This window comes from Halogranum amylolyticum, assembly GCF_900110465.1.
GTDB classification, from domain to species: domain Archaea; phylum Halobacteriota; class Halobacteria; order Halobacteriales; family Haloferacaceae; genus Halogranum; species Halogranum amylolyticum.
On the sequence record NZ_FODV01000003.1, the window covers coordinates 184,182 to 197,418 of the forward strand.

Annotated in this window: 15 protein-coding genes and 1 pseudogene; 5 read left to right on the top strand and 11 right to left on the bottom strand. The window is 66.9% G+C overall.

The window, feature by feature from the left end; translation table 11 throughout:
* Positions 1-12: 12 nt before the first annotated feature.
* The 3 genes from BSG17_RS06920 to BSG17_RS06930 all read right to left on the bottom strand — a co-directional run bounded on the left by BSG17_RS06920 (position 13) and on the right by BSG17_RS06930 (position 1,563).
* Complete coding sequence (locus BSG17_RS06920; RefSeq protein WP_089822397.1) at positions 13-468, bottom strand: ferritin-like domain-containing protein; 456 nt, start codon at positions 466-468, stop codon at positions 13-15.
* Positions 469-565: 97 nt separating this feature from the next.
* Positions 566-1,063, bottom strand: a complete 498-nt coding sequence (locus tag BSG17_RS06925) for a hypothetical protein (RefSeq protein WP_139246560.1) — start codon at positions 1,061-1,063, stop codon at positions 566-568.
* Positions 1,064-1,245: 182 nt separating this feature from the next.
* On the bottom strand, positions 1,246-1,563 hold the full coding sequence (locus BSG17_RS06930; RefSeq protein WP_089822401.1) for a 4Fe-4S dicluster domain-containing protein: 318 nt from the start codon (positions 1,561-1,563) through the stop codon (positions 1,246-1,248).
* A gap of 92 nt (positions 1,564-1,655) precedes the next feature.
* Here BSG17_RS06930 and BSG17_RS06935 point away from each other — a divergent pair, with 92 nt between their 5' ends.
* Complete coding sequence (locus BSG17_RS06935; RefSeq protein ID WP_089823023.1) at positions 1,656-2,138, top strand: cupin domain-containing protein; 483 nt, start codon at positions 1,656-1,658, stop codon at positions 2,136-2,138.
* Positions 2,139-2,191: 53 nt separating this feature from the next.
* Complete coding sequence (locus tag BSG17_RS06940; protein ID WP_089822403.1) at positions 2,192-2,590, top strand: DCC1-like thiol-disulfide oxidoreductase family protein; 399 nt, start codon at positions 2,192-2,194, stop codon at positions 2,588-2,590.
* Positions 2,591-2,620: 30 nt separating this feature from the next.
* On the opposite strand, the gene BSG17_RS06945 is transcribed toward BSG17_RS06940, so the two are convergent.
* From BSG17_RS06945 to BSG17_RS28445, 7 genes are all read right to left on the bottom strand, one after another.
* Positions 2,621-2,908 carry a DUF7853 family protein gene (locus BSG17_RS06945; RefSeq protein ID WP_089822405.1) on the bottom strand — a complete coding sequence of 96 codons (288 nt, stop codon included), beginning with the start codon at positions 2,906-2,908 and terminating at the stop codon, positions 2,621-2,623.
* Positions 2,909-3,032: 124 nt separating this feature from the next.
* Entirely contained in the window at positions 3,033-4,196 is a 1,164-nt protein-coding gene (locus BSG17_RS06950) for an acyl-CoA dehydrogenase family protein (RefSeq protein ID WP_089822407.1), read from the bottom strand.
* 52 nt (positions 4,197-4,248) lie between these two features.
* Complete coding sequence (locus tag BSG17_RS06955) at positions 4,249-4,953, bottom strand: type 1 glutamine amidotransferase (RefSeq protein WP_089822409.1); 705 nt, start codon at positions 4,951-4,953, stop codon at positions 4,249-4,251.
* 121 nt (positions 4,954-5,074) lie between these two features.
* Positions 5,075-5,851, bottom strand: a complete 777-nt coding sequence (locus tag BSG17_RS06960) for an alpha/beta fold hydrolase (RefSeq protein ID WP_089822410.1) — start codon at positions 5,849-5,851, stop codon at positions 5,075-5,077.
* 81 nt (positions 5,852-5,932) lie between these two features.
* The gene (locus BSG17_RS06965) at positions 5,933-6,478 is read right to left on the bottom strand and encodes a DoxX family membrane protein (RefSeq protein ID WP_089822412.1); all 546 of its coding nucleotides are present in this window, start codon (positions 6,476-6,478) and stop codon (positions 5,933-5,935) included.
* Positions 6,479-6,699: 221 nt separating this feature from the next.
* The gene (alaS, locus tag BSG17_RS06970; RefSeq protein WP_089822414.1) at positions 6,700-9,468 is read right to left on the bottom strand and encodes an alanine--tRNA ligase; all 2,769 of its coding nucleotides are present in this window, start codon (positions 9,466-9,468) and stop codon (positions 6,700-6,702) included.
* Positions 9,469-9,608: 140 nt separating this feature from the next.
* The gene (locus tag BSG17_RS28445; RefSeq protein ID WP_170864724.1) at positions 9,609-9,998 is read right to left on the bottom strand and encodes a hypothetical protein; all 390 of its coding nucleotides are present in this window, start codon (positions 9,996-9,998) and stop codon (positions 9,609-9,611) included.
* Between BSG17_RS28445 and BSG17_RS28450 the strand changes: the two are divergent.
* The 3 genes and pseudogenes from BSG17_RS28450 to BSG17_RS06980 form a co-directional block, all read left to right on the top strand.
* Positions 9,936-10,349, top strand: a pseudogene (locus tag BSG17_RS28450) (GAF domain-containing protein); the annotation flags it as partial. The gene BSG17_RS28445 and the pseudogene BSG17_RS28450 sit on opposite strands and share 63 nt — an antisense overlap.
* Before the next feature lie 173 nt (positions 10,350-10,522).
* Positions 10,523-11,614 carry a PAS domain-containing sensor histidine kinase gene (locus BSG17_RS28455; protein ID WP_342028333.1) on the top strand — a complete coding sequence of 364 codons (1,092 nt, stop codon included), beginning with the start codon at positions 10,523-10,525 and terminating at the stop codon, positions 11,612-11,614.
* Between the two features lie 40 nt (positions 11,615-11,654).
* Positions 11,655-12,167: a TspO/MBR family protein gene (locus BSG17_RS06980; protein WP_089822416.1), complete on the top strand. Its 513-nt coding sequence runs from the start codon at positions 11,655-11,657 to the stop codon at positions 12,165-12,167.
* 32 nt (positions 12,168-12,199) lie between these two features.
* On the opposite strand, the gene BSG17_RS06985 is transcribed toward BSG17_RS06980, so the two are convergent.
* Complete coding sequence (locus BSG17_RS06985; RefSeq protein ID WP_089822418.1) at positions 12,200-13,219, bottom strand: threonine aldolase family protein; 1,020 nt, start codon at positions 13,217-13,219, stop codon at positions 12,200-12,202.
* Positions 13,220-13,237 lie beyond the last annotated feature (18 nt).

Below are 13,237 nucleotides of genomic sequence, written 5' to 3' on the forward strand. Positions count from 1 at the left end.
GGAAGCGGCGAGTTAACTGTCGTCGTACTCTTTCTTGAACCCGCGGAACTCCGTGCGGTGGGCCTCCTCGTCGGCGAGGATGGTCACCGCGAGATCTTCGGTGACGGGGTCGCCGGCCTCTTCCGCTGCGTCGACGAGCGAACGGTAGGTCTCGATGGCGTCTTCCTCGGCGTCGAGCACGCCGTCGATCACCGAGAGCACGTTCGTGGTGTCCTCCGGCGGCTGGAGGCTGTCCTGGTGGGCGGTGAAGTCGGCCGACCCCGGCGGGCGTTCGTCGAGTTGTTTCAGGCGCTGGCCGATCATCTGGGCGTGGTCGAGTTCCTCTTGGATGTCCGCCTGCAGGGACTCTTTGATCTCCTCGGCGTGGATACCGTCGAGGACGATAGAGTTCGTCATGTAGTTCATGACGGTCTCGATCTCGTCGCCGTACGCCTTCTTCAGCAGATCGGTGACTTCCTGAGAGGTCATTGCGTACGCACTTCTCTCGGCACGACCAAGAAGGTATCCGCCGAAACGGGACCCGGAACCGTCCACCGGTGGGTAACTCGGCGCCCACCCGACCGTGTCACCGCTCGCGACGACAGCGGAACGAGACGTCGTCGACCCCGGAGAGTCCGTGCTCCCGACTCTCGTCGCGGTCCCACCGGAGTTCGGCCCGTTCCTCCTCGCCCGAGAAGCCGGCATCGGCGAAGGGGAACCGGAGCACGAGGTCGTTACGCCCGTCGTCGTCGACGTCGCGGATGCGGCACGCTCGTGTCGCCTCGGCACCGCCACCGTCGGCGACGACGTCGGGTGCACCGAACCGGTAACGCGTCGCGTCGGCGGTCGCCACGACGTCGTCGACGTTGGTGACGGCGACGCGGACCTGTCCACGGTCGTGTCGTGGGAGCGGGCCGTCGCCACGGAACGGCGCGACGGAGACGTCGAGGTCAGCCGGGAAGTGGGCGGTCGCAGTCCCGGCGAAGACGGAGGCGGCCCCGCCGAGAGCGGTGAGACCGGCGAGAGCTCTCAGAAACGTTCGTCGCTCGCTTCGTGTCGTCGGGGAGTGTGGTGGTCGGATCACCACGTGAGCGCACTTCTCGGTCGGACAAAGTTCGTCTGGCGCAGTCGTCGAAAACAACTCTCGAAAGGGGTGACGACGGCGGATGGGCGAGAGAGCGGCGGTCCGGTGACCTCGGAGACGACGAGTGGCACGTCGACGCCGGCGACTCGCGTCGATAGTACCGGTGACTCGCGTCGACTGAACTACCGACTCGCGTCGACGTCGATGGCGTCGACCGGGCAGACGTCGACACAGAGCATACAGTCGATGCACTGATCCTCGCGGGTTGGTTCGACCTTCCGGTCGCTCTCGGGGTGGTCGGGCGTGTCGACCCAGGTGAACACGTCGACCGGGCAGTTCTCGAGACAGACGCCGTCGGCGATGCAGATGTCGTAGTCGACGGCGACGTGCGTCCCGTGGATGCCCAACTGCTCCGGCGGGTCGACGGGTCCCCAGACCGTGACCCCGTTTTCCTCGCCCACCTGCTCGCGGCTCTGCTCGAAGTTCGGGTCGATAGCCATTGGTGACTCTCCAGCGAGGACGCGGTAAAAAGAATCGAAAGCGGGCGATGGATCGACGGAGCGTTCAAGCTGGACGGCGTCGACTCGCCATCATGTCGAAGACGAACGAGTCCGACCTCGAGTGGAGCGAGACCGACCACGGCGAGACGCGGTTCCGACGGAAGAAGCTGGGTGCGGCCGCCGGGAGCGAGCGACTCGGCTGTAGCCTCTACGAGCTCCCGTCGGGTTCGAAGTCGTGGCCGTACCACTACCACACCGGCAACGAGGAGGCGCTCTACGTGCTCGACGGCGAGGGAACACTCCGAGCGGACGACGGGACGCATCCGCTCCGCGCTGGTGACTACGTCGCGCTTCCCGTCGGCGAGGAGGGCGGCCACCGCGTCGTCAACGACGGCGAGGAGACGTTGCGGTATCTCGCCGTCTCGACGATGAGCGAACCGGACGTGTCGGTCTACCCCGACTCCGGGAAACTCGGCGTCTTCGCGGGATCGCCGCCGGGGAGCGACGACCCGCGGACGCTCCAGGGGTACTATCGCCTCGACGACGACGTCGACTACTGGGACGGCGAGGAGTGAGGGAGGGCCGCCGAAGAGCGGGGCTTTTGCCCAGCCAGCCCCAACAGTCAGTCATGACGCGTCAGGCGACCGACGAGGAGCGACAAGAGACGACGGAGACGACACCGCGCATCGTCTACGATGACGACTGTGGGTTCTGTACGTGGGCTGCGGCCTTCGCAGACCGCCACGGCGAGTTCGAACTCGTCGGGTTCTCGGAGTTGACGCGAGCCGAGAAGGTCCGGCTTCCGGCGAACTACGAGAGCTGTGTGCATCTCCTCGTCGACGGCGACGTGTACTCCTGCGGCGAGGCGACAGAACAGGTCCTGGCGCGACTCGATCCGACGGCGCGGCAGACGTTCGAACTCCTTCGGGGAGTGCCGGGGTACGCGAAACGACGAGAACGGCTCTACCGATGGACGGCCGACCGGCGCGCGCTGTGGGGGAAGATCCTCCGACGCGACTCGCTGTGAAGACGAGACGGGGCGACGAGACGGCCCGCGTCACCCGAGCGCCGCGTCGACAGCGGCGAGCACCGAGATGGCCGTCTCGCGGTCACGGTCGGGGGCGTCACCGAAGTAAGTCTGGAGCGCGGTTCGAAGCGACTGGAGTTCGTCCGGTGTGAACACGCGCTCACCTTCGACCGTCTCCAGGAGGTTCACTCGACAGTCGACGCTCTGGTCGTTCTCCACTGCGCGCTCGACGGCAGCGAGAACGGCCGTGTGCAACACCCACGCCTCTTCGGGCGAGAGGTCGAGGGTCACCGGGTCGCCGTGGGCCGTTTCGGTCATGCGGTTGTTCCTCCAGTCACACGTACGGACCGTATACTTTTAATCACGAGTCATGTTGGCATCGAACACGCACAACACCAGAAAGCGTGTCGGCAGAGACGGTCCGACCGGCAGACGTCGACGCTTACTCGAACGCCGAGAACCCGGTCAGATCCTGTCCGAGCACCAGCGTGTGGATGTCGTGGGTCCCCTCGTAGGTGTAGACGGTCTCCATGTTCGAGAGATGGCGCATCGGCGGATAGTCGACCGTGATACCGTTGCCGCCGAGCATCTCCCGGGCGACGCGGGCCTGGTCGCGGGCCATCCGGACGTTGTTGCGCTTGGCCATCGACACCTGCTGCGGGCGGAGATCGCCGCGCTCTTTCAGTTCGGCGAGTCGGTGCGCGAGCAGTTGGGCGGTCGTGATCTGGGTCGCCATCTCCGCGAGCTTCTCCTGTTGGAGCTGGAAGCGTGCGATCGGGCCGCCGAACTGCTCGCGGTCGGTCGCGTAGTCGCGAGCCGTCTCGAAACAGTCGCGGGCGGCACCGACGGCACCCCACGCGATACCGAACCGGGCCTGCGTGAGACAGGAGAGCGGTCCCTTCATCCCGGTGACACCGGGGAGGACGTTCTCCTTCGGGACGACGACATCGTCGAGACCGATCTCGCCCGTGATGGAGGCACGAAGCGAGAGTTTCTCGTGGATCTCGTTCGTCGAGACGCCGTCGCGGTCGGTCTCGACGAGGAACCCCCGGATGGGCCTCTCATCGGCCGACGTGTCGCGCGCCCAGACGACGGCGACGTCGGCGATAGGCGAGTTGGTGATCCACGTCTTCGACCCGTTGAGAACGTAGCTGTCGCCGTCGCGTTCGGCCCGCGTCTCCATCGACGAGGGGTCCGACCCGTGTTCCGGTTCCGTGAGGCCGAAACAGCCGACGGCCTCGCCGGCCCCGAGTTTCGGCAGCCACGTCTCCTTCTGCTCGTCGCTCCCGAAGGCGTGGATGGGGTACATCACGAGCGCACCCTGCACGCTCGCCATCGACCGCAGTCCCGAGTCGCAGGCCTCCAGTTCCTGCATCAAGAGGCCGTAGGCCGTCTCGCTGACGTTCGGGAGTCCGTAGCCGTCGAGATTCGGCGCGTAGAATCCCAGCTCTCCCATCTCTGGGATGAGTTCCGTCGGGAACGTCCCCTCCAGATAGTGGTCGCCGATCTCCGGGCGGACCTCCTCTGCGACGAACTCGCGGGCGGTGTCACGGATCAGTCGCTCCTCGGCGTCGAGGTCGGCCTCCAGTTCTACGTAATCGAGCATGAACGACTCTCGGCGCGGTTCAGTGAAAAGCGTTCGCAAGCGTCGCCTGCTTCTACGCCGCCGCCTTCGACTCGTCGCGAACCCGCTGTGCGTACTGCACGAAGTTGTCGAACAGCTGTTTCGCCTCGCAGGCCGCCTCGTAGTTCGCCGGCGTGATGCCGTCGAGCACCGACTGGATACGGTCGTCGCCGAGGAACTCTCCCTTGCTCTCGGTGATTTTCTCGGCGGTCGCCGTGTCGTACTCGGGGTGGAACTGGACGCCGAAGCAGTGACCTTTCCGGAACCCGTGGTTGCCGTATTCGTTCTCGGCGATGGGGTGAGCACCCGGCGGGAGGTCGGTCACGCTGTCGCCGTGACTCGTGAAGACGGTGAAGCGGTCGCCGACGCCCTCGAACAGCGGGTCGTCGCCGGTGTGTTCGACCTCGGTGTAGCCGAGTTCGAACGACCCCATACCCTCGACGGTGCCGCCGAGCGCCGCCGCCACAATCTGATGGCCGAAACAGACGCCCAGGATGGGAAGATCGCGGTCGGCCGCCTCGGCGACCCAGTCGACGAGGTCGGCGATCCACTCGTCGTCCCAGTAGACCGAGGAACTCGACCCGCTGACGACGACGGCGTCGAAGTCGTAGTGGTCGGGGAGCTGTCCACCGCTGGCGTCGAACTCGACGAGATCGGCGTCGAGTTCGCGTCTGAAGTTTCGTCTCGTGGTCGGGTCGTTGTGTGACGCATCGAGAAAAGCCACACGTAGTCGTCTCATTGTGTCCCGACAGGAGATGGGTGGGAAAATGCCTTGCGTTCGGCGCGGGTTTCTGCCGGTCTCTGCGAACCGTCCGTCGGCTCCGATGACGACCGTCTGTCGCTGATATCTTCGCCTTCTGTCACTCGCTCTGTTCGGCGAGGAAGTCGAGTAACAGATCGTTGACGACCCGCGAGTGCTCGACGTGGGCGAGATGTGCCGCACCGTCGACGAGGTTAAACGACCCTCGCGGGAGTCCCTCGGCCAGTTCGCGACCGCGTTCGACCGGCCAGACGGCGTCTTCCGAGCCGTGGAGCACGAGCGCCGGCGTCGTCACCTCGTACAGTCGGTCGGTGGCGTCGAACCCCTCGACTGCGGCGGACTGCGCTTCCCACGCAGGCTTCGTCGCGTCTTCCTCGCGCCGCCACGCGACGATCTGGTCGACGACGTCCGGTTGCTCCTCGAAGAACGCCCGCGAGAGCGCTGCGTCCAGGGAGGCGCGGAGCTCCGGCGGGTTCGTCGGCACGCCGTAGAGCGGCGAGAGGTCGAGGTCGCCGCCGGAGGCCGCGGTGCCGACGAGCGTCAGACTCTTCGCCCGCGACGAGGACAGCGCGGTCTGCAGCGCGACCATCCCGCCCAAGCCGGCACCGACGAGATGCGCTTTGCGGGCGCCGTGGTCCGCGAGGACGACTTCGAGATCCTGTGCGAGTTCGCCGACCGTGTACGGACCGTCGGGGGTGTCGGACTGCCCGGTCCCGCGAACATTCATCACGAGGCTCTCGTACGGGCCGGCGACCGCGGCGTGCTGCCACCCCCACTGCCAGGCCCCGTAACCGACGTCGCCGACGAACGCGACGGTCTCGCCCTCGCCGTCGGTGTCGTAGAAGAGCGAGACGTCGCCGTTGCGTGCAGTTGGCATGGGAGGATGTACTCGAAGAAATCGGTTCAACCCACCGGTTCGGTCGGTCCTCGTCGAACGCGGACGGAGAGCGCCGGGGAGTCACCCGAGCAGATACCGGAGTTTCGGCCGCTTCCGGACGAACTCGGTCTCCTCCAGGTAGCCGTCGACCCCGAAGATGCGGCCCGCGGCGAAGACGCCGCCGACGACGAACATCAGCAGTCCGAACAGGTCGCCGTTGACGTAGCCGTGTGCCCAGTCGGCGTTGCCCAGGTAGAACAACACCATCAGGACGCCGCCGAAGAACGCCGCGAGTCGGGTGAGCGCTCCGACCAACAGTCCGAGGCCGATGAGCAGTTCACCGACCGGAACCGCGAGGTTCGTGAACTCCAGGAGCAGCGGCGTCTGACCCGCCCACGCGAGAAGACCGTGGATAGGCGCACCTTGCGTCCCCTGGACCAGCCACCCGGCGGCGTCGAACGGCTCCGGCCCCGTCAGTTTCCCGAACCCGGCGTGGAAGAACCACCACCCGGTCACGAGACGGACGAGCACCGTCACGTAACCTGCGACACCCTCCGCGTAGTCGAACTCGACTGCGTCACCGAACCAGTCGGTCGTCGCCCGCGTCGTCGTCCGTGTTGTCGCCATCAGTCGTCACCTCACATGTGAGTGTCGTGCCGCCGACCACGTATAACTGGAAAGCAGTTCCCAGAGACTGAAAACGAACGCAAGACCGGGAGAGGAAAGCGGGTTCGAGACGGCGCGTCTGCGACCCCCGAGGGTCGTCTGTGTGACGTCGTCTCAGGCCGCACCTCCACGACAGCGTGTCCGCGACCACGAAGGGTCGCGCGGACGAGGTCGCTCCGGACTTACGCGTTCAACACGCTCTTCAACAGGTCCGGCGCCTCCGCGAGCGCGTCGTCGAGTTTGTCGACGTCGGGGCCGCCACCCTGTGCGAAGTCTGCGGGGCCGCCGCCGCCGCCGCCGACCTTCCCGGCGAGCTGGCCGACGAGGTCGCCGGCGTTGAGGTCGACGTCGTCGGGGACGCCGACGACGAACGTGGCGCTGCCACCGTCGGCGCTGCCGAGGACGGCGACCTTCCCCTCGTCGACGAAGGCGTTGGCCATCTTCCGGAGCTCGTCGGTGTCGCCGTCGAGTCGCTGGACGACGACGGGCGTGCCGTCGATGTCGATCTCGTCGCCGCCGGCTGCCGCGCGCGCCTCCGCGAGTTCGCTCTTGAGGCGGTCGATGGTCTTGCCGCGCTCCTTCCACTCGGTGAAGAAGCGCTCGGCGGTGTCCGGCACCTCCTGCGGCGTCACGTCGAGCACCTCGGCGGCGTCGTACAGCGCGTCTTCGGTCCGCTGGGTCGCCGAGAGGGCGGCGTCGCCAGCCGCGAAGACGATGCGCTCGATGCCGTCCTGAACGGGCTCGGTAGTCAGCACTTTGACACAACCGATGTCGCCCGTCCGCTTGACGTGCGTACCACCGCAAGCCTGCACGTCGTCGGCGACGTGGATGAGCCGGATGTTGGTCCCCGGCGGGATCCCACCCTGATAGAGGTCGAAGCCGTGTTTCTCCTCGGCTTCGTGGCGGTGGGGCCACTCCTGTTTCACCGGATGGTTCTCCATCACGATCTCGTTGGCGACGCGCTCGATCTCCTTGACCTCCTCGCGCGTGATGCGCTCGTAGTGGGTGATGTCGAACCGGGAGCTGGTCGTCCCCTTCTGGGCGCCGGCCTGTCGGATGTGGTCGCCGAGCACCTGTCGAGCGGCGTAGCCGACGACGTGCGTCGCCGTGTGGTGTCGCATCAGCTGACGGCGACGCTTCACGTCGACCTGGCCGCGGACGAACTCGCCCTTACCGGGGTCGCGGTCAGTCCGGTGGAGGACGACGCCGTCACGGATCTGGACGTCCGTGACCTCGGCCGTCAGGTCTTCGCTGGTCAGCGACCCCTTGTCGGCGGGTTGGCCGCCGCCCTCGGGGTAGAACATCGTCTGATCGAGGACGACGTCGTACCCCTCGTCGCGCTCGAAGACGTCGAGGATGACCGCCTCGAACTCCGTGCGCTGTTGGTCCTCGTAGTAGAGCTTCTCGGTGTCGGGAAGCTCCGACAGCCGGTCGTCGCTCCGTTCTCTGTCCTCGAACGCCTGCTCGGTGTCGTGGCGGGCCGCCACGAGCGAGTAGAAGTCGTCCGGGACGTCGACCTCGGCCCCGCGCTCCTCGGCGATCTCTTTGACCATGTCCGGCTGGATGCCGTGGGAGTCGTACAGTTCGAGCAGTTCGTCAGTGGGGATGGTCTCGCCCGTCCCGGCGTACTCGTCGGCGAGTTGCTCGATGCGGCGGCTGCCGCGTTCGAGCGTCTTGCGGTACTTCGCCTCCTCGGTGCGGACGATGTCGCGGATGGTGTCGCGGTTGTCGTAGTCGAGGCGCTTCGCCTGCATGTCGACGAGTTCGTCGAGCGGCGCGTCGATGCCGACGTTGTCGACGAGGCGCTTCGTCCGGCGCAGCACCATGCGGGCGAGATAGCCCGTGCCGACGTTCGAGGGGACGATACCGTCGCCGAACATGTACGCGAGCGCGCGGCAGTGGTCCGCGATGGCGTAAATGTCCTCCAGCGGCCGCATCAGCGTCGTCAGTTCGCTGACGTTGACGTCGAGTTTGTCCGCGATGTTGTCGCGGGCGACGTCCATGTCCTCGGCCTCGTCGATGTCCATGTGACCGGCGAGTTTCGCGGCGCGGTGGATGAGCCGTTCCTCGTCCTCGGAGTGTTCGATGCCCGCGTTCTCCTTGAGGAAGGCGATCATCTCGGGGTAGACCGCCTCGTAGACGGTCGGCGTCCCCTGACTCATCCACGTCCACCGTTCCAGCCCGTAGCCGGTGTCGACGATGTACGTGTCCATCGGCGAGTAGCGGTTGCCGTCCTTCAGTTCGTACTCGCCCTCGGGGTCCTGCTTCAGCGACATGAAGACGAGCGTCGCCAGTTCGGCCCCCTTGTAGATGACCTCGATGGCGGGGCCGGCGTTGCCGCCGCCGACCCACGGGTCCTCGATGTAGACGATCTCGTCGAGGTTCGCGCCCATCGACTCGAACAGCTCGTCGCAGTAGCGGACGGTGTCGTTCTTCCAGTAGACCTCTCCCTCGTAGGCGTACTCGTCTTCGGCTTCCTCGCGGGCGTTGAACGCGTGATGGGCCATCATCTCGAACGCCATCGTGTGTCGGCCCGTCCGGCCGACGTTGTCGATGTCCTGCATCCGGATGCACGGCTGAGAGATACAGAGCGGGTTCGCTGGCGGCGGCGTCTCGCCCGAGGTGACGAGCGGCTGGAAGTCGTAGATCGACGCCTGCGTCAGGAGCACGTCGTCACGCCAGCGGTTGGCGGCGACCGGGTACGGGTCGATTCGAGTGTGGTCGTTGTCCTCGAAGAAGGAGAGGAACGCCTCCCGCATCTCTTCCATCGTGTAGGCCTCGTCGAACCCGGGGTCGTCGATGAAACTGTAGTCGTCACACGGTGGCTCACCGCACGTCTCTCGATCGTGGTCGCGCGTCCAGAAGTTCGCCCCGCAGGAGGGACACTCCTTTCGCACGAAGTCGTTCTCCTCGAAGTAATCGAGGCGATACTCCGACTCGAGTTCGCTCATTACCAGTTATCTGGCCGATGCCCGGGTAAAACAGTTCCGCAACACCCAGTTCCGAGACCACCGACAGTCGCCTTCACCACAACGTTTTTGCCTGCTGTTGGCAACTGTCGGATACTCGGATACGTCGCCAGATGACCGCGTTAGACCCCCTTCACGTGCTCGTCGTCGCCGACGGACCGACGGTCTCGGATCTTCTCGCCGACAGCGACGCCGTCACGGTGGTCGAACGGTCCCCTGCAGAGGTGTCGGCTGCACTCGTCGCCCTCGACCCCGACTGCCTCCTCGTCGACGACCTCGACGCGCTCGACCGGGCGACCCTCGACGCAGTCGACCGTCGGGGCGTCCCGGTCGTCGCCTACACCGACGCTGCGCTCGAAACGCTCGTCACACGGGAGTGGGTCGCCGGCTACGTCCGCAGCGACGACGGCGACGACCCCGCTCGCCGACTGGTCGACGAACTCGTCTGGGTGACGAGCCAGGAGACACGCCAGCAACTCCGTCACAGCACCGACCGAGTCACGGCACTCCACGACGCCGCGACGCGACTGTTCGTCGCCGAGACGCCCGACGAACTGTATCGGTCGACGGTCGAAGTCGCAGACGACGTCCTCTCGTTCGACATCTGTTACGTCGGCATCGTCGACGGCGATGAGATCGTTCCGAAGGCCGTCTCGGCCGACTCACCCACCGACGGTGCGCGGCGGATGCACGTCGACGAGGGACTCGCCGGGAAGACGTATCGGACGGGGACGTCCCAGCTGGTGCGTCGCGTCACCGACGACGACGAGGCGAACCCCGCGCGACCGGAGTACCGCTCCGGTGTCAGCGTCGCCATCGGCGAGTACGGCGTCTTCCAGGCGGTCGCACGCCGTTCCGACAGGTTCGACGAGACCAACCTCGAACTCGCCGAGCTGCTCGTCTCGCACGTGACGGCGGCGCTGAAGCGTCTCGAAGCAGAGTCGCAACTGCGCAGCGAACGTGACCGTCTCAGCGCGCTGTTCGAGAACGTCCCGACGCCGCTATCGCCTTCGAGTTCGACGACGGCCGACCCGTCGTGCAGCGAGTCAACTCGACGTTCGAGCAGGTGTTCGGCTACGCGGCCGACGACGTCGTCGGCGAGAACGTCGACGAGTTCATCGTCCCGCCGGAACGGGACGCGGAGGCCGCGGCGTTCAACGAGACACTACAGGCGGGGACGAACCTCCGGGCGGAGGTCCAGCGGGCGACGGCGACCGGCGTTCGGGACTTCCTCCTGCACGTCGTCCCGATCCGACTCGACGAGACGAACGCGGGCGGCTACGCCATCTACACGGACGTCACCGACCAGCGGGAGCGCGAACGCGAACTCCGCCGGCAGAACGAACGGCTCGACGAGTTCGCGAGTATCGTCTCACACGACCTGCGGAACCCGTTGACCGTCGCCAGCGGCTACCTCGATCTCGCCCGCGAGACGAACGACGACGCGAACCTCGAGAAGGTCGACGCGGCGCTCGGCCGGATGGAACGGCTCGTCGAGAACCTCCTGCGACTCGCCCGCAAGGGACAGATCGTCGGCGAGACGACGCCGGTCGAACTGCGAACGGTCGCGACGGAGGCGTGGGGACACGTCGAGACGGCGGACGTCGAGTTGGTGCTGTCGCTCCCGACGGACGAGACGATCGACGCCGACTACGACCGACTGGTCGACCTGCTGGAGAACTTGTTTCGGAACTCGGTCGAGCACGGGGTTCGACCTGCCTCCGGTCGCTCCGCTTCCGGAGACAGCGTGAAGCGAAGCTTCACGAGCAGTCGGGCAGAGCCCGACGACAGCGTGGAGCATGGCTCCACGAACAACCGGACGGAGTCCGGTGACTCGGTCGAGCACGGTTCTACGGACGGCCGGACGGAGTCCGCCGACGCAGCCACGGACGGCGAGGTGACGACCGTTCGCGTCGAGACCACCGACGGCGGGTTCGCCGTCGAAGACGACGGTCCCGGCATCCCCGAGGGGGACCGCGAGTCGGTGTTCGAGATCGGATACACCACCGACGACGACGGCACCGGGTTCGGGCTCGCCATCGTCCCGCGTATCGCCGAAGCTCACGGTTGGAGCGTCGCCGTGACCGCCGGCGTCGACGGAGGCGCGCGCTTCGAGTTCTCGGTGTGACCGGCGGAACGTTCAGGCTCTCGGCGGCCGAAGAGTGGGTATGGAACTTACACGGAACGCACCGAGAGAGCGACGCGACTGGGTGACGCTCGTCGGCTTCGTCGTCCTGGTCAACGTCGTCGGCGCGGTGCCGGCAGTGCTCGGCGGGCCGGACAGCGCGTGGTTCGCGGCGCTAGAGAAGCCGTGGTTCTACCCGCCGTCGGTGACGTTCGGGATCGTCTGGACGCTCCTGTTCACGCTGATGGGCGTCGCGCTGTGGCTGGTCTGGCGACGCGGCACCGACAGCAGCGCCGTCCGCCTCGCACTCGGTGCGTTCGTCCTCCAGTTCGTCTTCAACGTGGCGTGGACGCCGGTGTTCTTCGCGCTCCAGCGACCGGCGGCGGCGTTCTGGATCATCGTCGCCCTCGTCGTCGCCGTCGTCGGCACCATCGCCGCTTTCGCCCGCGTCGACCGGCGAGCGGCCGCGCTGCTCGTCCCCTACCTGCTGTGGGGCTGTTTCGCGGCGGTGTTGAACTACACTATCGTCCAGCTGAACGGGTACGCGCTGTTCTGACGCCGACCGCAGACGACGGCGAGTCGAGGAGTCTACGCGAGGGTCGACGCGATGCGGTCGACGGCCTCGTCCACGTCGTCGCGCGAGACGTCCCAGTTCGTACAGAAGCGCGTGGTGTACTCACCGAACGCGCCGCAGCCGACGCCCGCGTCGGTACAGCGCTCGGCGAACTCGTCGCCGGTGAGCCCCGCCTCCCGACTGTCGACGACGACGACGTTCGTGTCGGGTGTCGGCACCGAGAGCCCCTGTATCCCGTCCAGTCCGTCGGCGAGCGCTCGCGCGTTGGCGTGGTCGTCGGCGAGTCGGTCGACGTTGTCGAGCGCACAGAGACCGGGTGCGGCGATCATCCCCGCCTGTCGCATCCCGCCACCGAGGAGTTTGCGTGTGCGCCGCGCGCGAGCGACGAACTCCTCGGACCCCGCGAGCATCGACCCGACCGGCGCGCCGAGTCCCTTCGAGAGACAGAACATGACGCTGTCGACGGGCGCGACGAGGTCGGCCGGGTCGACGTCGAGGGCGACGGCCGCGTTGAAGACGCGTGCGCCGTCGAGGTGGACCGGTACGTCGCGGTCGTGGGCGGCCTCGGCGGCGGCCTCGACGTGGGCGACCGGGACCGCCACGCCGCCGCGACTGTTGTGCGTGTTCTCCAGCGAGAGCAGCCCCGTCCCGGGGCGGTGGAGGTCCTCGTCGACGAGGTTCGCCCGGACCTGCTCGGGCGTCGGCACCGCGCGTTCGCCGCAGTCGACGGTGCGGACCTGCAACCCCGACAGCTGGGCGAGCCCACCGAGTTCCCACTTGACGACGTGCGCCTGGTCGTCGACGAGGATCTCCTGCCCGCGGTCGGTGTGCGTCCGGGCGGCGATCTGGTTGCCCATCGTCCCCGTCGGGACGTAGAGCGCCGACTCCATCCCCACGAGGTCAGCCGCGCGGCGTTCGAGTTCGTTCACGGTTGGGTCGTCGCCGTAGACATCGTCGCCGACGTCGGCGTCGCGGGCGGCCTCGCGCATGGCGTCGCTCGGGCGGGTGACGGTGTCGCTGCGAAGGTCGATCATACCCACTCGATTCGGAGG

Excerpts from the sequence above, each read along its gene's own strand:
- BSG17_RS06965 (WP_089822412.1), bottom strand. The coding sequence starts at position 6,478 with ATGGCGACAACACGGACGACGACGCGGGCGACGACCGACTGGTTCGGT.
- BSG17_RS06930 (WP_089822401.1), bottom strand. The coding sequence starts at position 1,563 with ATGGCTATCGACCCGAACTTCGAGCAGAGCCGCGAGCAGGTGGGCGAG.
- BSG17_RS06985 (WP_089822418.1), bottom strand. The coding sequence starts at position 13,219 with ATGATCGACCTTCGCAGCGACACCGTCACCCGCCCGAGCGACGCCATG.
- BSG17_RS06940 (WP_089822403.1), top strand. The coding sequence starts at position 2,192 with ATGACGCGTCAGGCGACCGACGAGGAGCGACAAGAGACGACGGAGACG.
- BSG17_RS06955 (WP_089822409.1), bottom strand. The coding sequence starts at position 4,953 with ATGAGACGACTACGTGTGGCTTTTCTCGATGCGTCACACAACGACCCG.
- alaS (WP_089822414.1), bottom strand. The coding sequence starts at position 9,468 with ATGAGCGAACTCGAGTCGGAGTATCGCCTCGATTACTTCGAGGAGAAC.
- BSG17_RS06950 (WP_089822407.1), bottom strand. The coding sequence starts at position 4,196 with ATGCTCGATTACGTAGAACTGGAGGCCGACCTCGACGCCGAGGAGCGA.
- BSG17_RS06980 (WP_089822416.1), top strand. The coding sequence starts at position 11,655 with ATGGAACTTACACGGAACGCACCGAGAGAGCGACGCGACTGGGTGACG.
- BSG17_RS06920 (WP_089822397.1), bottom strand. The coding sequence starts at position 468 with ATGACCTCTCAGGAAGTCACCGATCTGCTGAAGAAGGCGTACGGCGAC.
- BSG17_RS06935 (WP_089823023.1), top strand. The coding sequence starts at position 1,656 with ATGTCGAAGACGAACGAGTCCGACCTCGAGTGGAGCGAGACCGACCAC.
- BSG17_RS06960 (WP_089822410.1), bottom strand. The coding sequence starts at position 5,851 with ATGCCAACTGCACGCAACGGCGACGTCTCGCTCTTCTACGACACCGAC.
- BSG17_RS06945 (WP_089822405.1), bottom strand. The coding sequence starts at position 2,908 with ATGACCGAAACGGCCCACGGCGACCCGGTGACCCTCGACCTCTCGCCC.